Source organism: Arthrobacter sp. JCM 19049 (genome assembly GCF_001310435.1).
In genome coordinates this window covers 1-2,602 of record NZ_BAXF01000313.1, presented here as the reverse complement: position 1 = coordinate 2,602, position 2,602 = coordinate 1, and the positions used below count along the sequence as shown (strand labels likewise).

At 66.4% G+C, this 2,602-nt stretch carries 3 protein-coding genes and 1 pseudogene; 2 read left to right on the top strand and 2 right to left on the bottom strand.

Annotated features, from left to right (window positions below; genetic code table 11):
• Nucleotides 1-268: SGNH/GDSL hydrolase family protein (locus tag JCM19049_RS11455; protein WP_279403059.1), on the bottom strand; the 268-nt coding region annotated here is incomplete at its 3' end.
• A 155-nt stretch (nucleotides 269-423) separates the two neighbouring features.
• Here JCM19049_RS11455 and JCM19049_RS11450 point away from each other — a divergent pair.
• Nucleotides 424-1,068 carry an alpha/beta fold hydrolase gene (locus JCM19049_RS11450; RefSeq protein WP_054821659.1) on the top strand — a complete coding sequence of 215 codons (645 nt, stop codon included), beginning with the start codon at nucleotides 424-426 and terminating at the stop codon, nucleotides 1,066-1,068.
• Here the strand turns inward: JCM19049_RS11450 and JCM19049_RS11445 are convergent.
• Nucleotides 1,025-1,303 carry an RNA-binding S4 domain-containing protein gene (locus JCM19049_RS11445; RefSeq protein ID WP_279403060.1) on the bottom strand — a complete coding sequence of 93 codons (279 nt, stop codon included), beginning with the start codon at nucleotides 1,301-1,303 and terminating at the stop codon, nucleotides 1,025-1,027. The genes JCM19049_RS11450 and JCM19049_RS11445 overlap by 44 nt on opposite strands.
• Nucleotides 1,304-1,479: 176 nt before the next feature.
• On the opposite strand from JCM19049_RS11445, the pseudogene JCM19049_RS11440 reads away from it, so the two are divergent.
• Nucleotides 1,480-2,602: pseudogene (locus JCM19049_RS11440) on the top strand (glycine--tRNA ligase); the annotation flags it as partial.

Here is a 2,602-nt window from a genome sequence, read left to right as displayed (position 1 = left end):
TCCGGTCCGGGTCCCCGCCGGGGCGCAGCACGTCGTTGCCGCCGGCGCAGATGCTGATCAAGTCGGGCTTTAGGGCGATCGCCGGGTCAATCTGCTCCTCGACGATCTGGGCGATCAGCCGTCCGCGGATGGCCAGGTTCGCGTAGGCGAAGTCCTCGACGCTGGAGCTGAGCTGTTCGGCCAGCCGGTCGGCCCAGCCGCGGTGGCGTCCCGGGTTGTTCTCATCCGGGTCCCCGATGCCCTCGGTGAAGGAATCACCCAGCGCCACATAGCGGCGCCAGGGATGGCGCCGGGGTTGCCGGTGCCGGCTGGTTCTACGTCTGGATTCTGTGACACACACAGTATGTTACTAGTCAGTCACCTACAGTCAATAGCCGGGCGCCGATCCCGGGCTGCGCTAGGCTGGTGGGCACTATGGACCCGATGACTTCCGCCCCCGTTGCCCTGATTTCCCGTTCCGAAACCGAGCGGGCCGGCACCCCGCTGCTGGTGCTGCTGCACGGCTATGGCTCCAATGAACAGGACCTGATGGGGCTGCTGCGCCTGCTGCCCGAGGAATTCACCTATCTTTCGGTGCGCGCCCCGCTGCCCGCCGGCCCCGGCTACTCCTGGTTCCCGCTGAACCAGGACATCGACTATTCGCTGGATGCGGTGGAGGCCAGCGTCCAGGCGCTGTGGCAGTTCCTGGCCCCGCAGCTGCAGCAGCATTCCTCGCTCAGCCTGCTGGGCTTCTCCCAGGGCATGGCGATGGCCACCTCGCTGGCCCGCTACCGGCGGGAGGCGATCACCGCGGTGGTGGGCCTCTCGGGATTTGTGGTCCAGGCGCCGGATTCGCAGGTCTTTGACGACGCCAAGCTCAAGGCCGACCCGCTGCCGCTGTTCTGGGGCAGGGATGTGGCCGACCCGGTGATCACCCCGCAGAAGGTGGAGTACACCATGGGCTGGGTGCAGCAGCACGCTAAGCTGACCCACCACACCTACCCGCAGATCCAGCACTCGGTGTGCGCCGAGGAGCTGGCAGACGTCAGCGCGTTCCTGCGCGCCCACGTGCTGCAGCAGGCCAAGTAGCCGCAGCTAACCGGCGCGCTGCACCTGCACGCACTGCCCGTGCACGCACACGGTTCGCCCCCGCGCAGCTGGCGCCGCGCCGGGTCTCCACCTGGCCGTCCACGGTGACCAGGCCCTCGGCTATCAGCTCCTTGGCATCCAGGCCGTCCTCGGCCAGGTTCGCCAGCTTCAGCAGCTGGCCCAGGCGGATGGATTCGTCGCGGATTTGGATGGGGAAGATCTCTTCGCTGCTCATGCCTCCATTCTCGCCCATCCCGGCGCGGGACGGCACCGCGGCCCGGAAGGTGAGTTCCACATCTCACGTGAGCTACTCAATGCGGTGCCCCGGGGATGGGGAGGATAGGCTGGGAAGGTATGTTTTTCCCCCTGCGGACCGCAACCAGCGGCCTCGTGAGTACCCATGGAGTTGATATGGCGCCACAGTCCAAGCTTGATCAAGTCATTTCCCTCGCCAAGCGGCGCGGTTTCGTCTTTCAGGCCGGTGAAATCTACGGCGGTTCCCGCTCCGCATGGGACTACGGGCCCCTGGGCACGGAACTGAAGGAGAACATCAAGCGCCAGTGGTGGCAGGCATTCGTGCGCGGCCGCGAGGACATGGTGGGCCTGGACTCCTCAATCATCCTGCCCAAGGCCGTCTGGGAGGCCTCCGGGCACGTGGCCACGTTCACCGACCCGCTGGTGGAGTGCACCAACTGCCACAAGCGCCACCGTCAGGACCACCTGATCGAGCGTTCGAGGCCAAGAAGGGCCGCGCCCCGAAGGACGGGATGAGCGAGATCGCCTGCCCGGACTGCGGAACCAAGGGCCAGTTCACCGAACCGCAGCTGTTCTCCGGCCTGGTCAAAACGTACCTGGGCCCGGTGGACAACGAGGCTGGGCTGCACTACATGCGCCCGGAAACCGCGCAGGGCATCTTCGTGAACTTCGCCAACGTGCTCACCGCCAGCCGCAAGAAGCCGCCGTTCGGCATCGGGCAGATCGGCAAGGCGTTCCGCAACGAGATCACCCCGGGCAACTTTATCTTCCGCACCCGTGAGTTCGAGCAGATGGAGATCGAGTACTTCACCGCCCCGGAGGAGGCCAAGGAGCACTTCGACGCGTGGGTGGAGACCTGCTGGAACTGGTTCCTGGACCTGGGCATCAATGAGGAGAACCTGCGCCGCTTCGACGTGCCCGAGGACGAACGCGCCCACTACTCGGAGGCGACCATCGACTTCGAGTACCGCTTCGGCTTCGCCGGCTCGGAGTGGGGTGAGCTGATGGGCGTGGCCAACCGCACCGACTACGACCTGGCCTCGCACACCAAGCCTCCGGCGTGGACCTGAGCTACTTCAACCAGGCCACCGGCCAGCGCTACACCCCGTACGTGATCGAACCGTCCTTCGGGCTGACCCGTTCGATGATGGCCTTCCTGGTCGACGCGTACACCGAGGACGAGGCCCCGAACACCAAGGCGGGGTGGACAAGCGCACCGTGCTCAAGCTCGACCCGCGCCTGGCCCCGGTCAAGGCCGCCGTGCTGCCGCTGAGCCGCA

Bases quoted from the DNA above. Each gene is read 5' to 3' on its own strand.
- JCM19049_RS11450 (WP_054821659.1), top strand. From the start codon at position 424: ATGACTTCCGCCCCCGTTGCCCTGATTTCCCGTTCCGAAACCGAGCGG.
- JCM19049_RS11445 (WP_279403060.1), bottom strand. From the start codon at position 1,303: ATGAGCAGCGAAGAGATCTTCCCCATCCAAATCCGCGACGAATCCATC.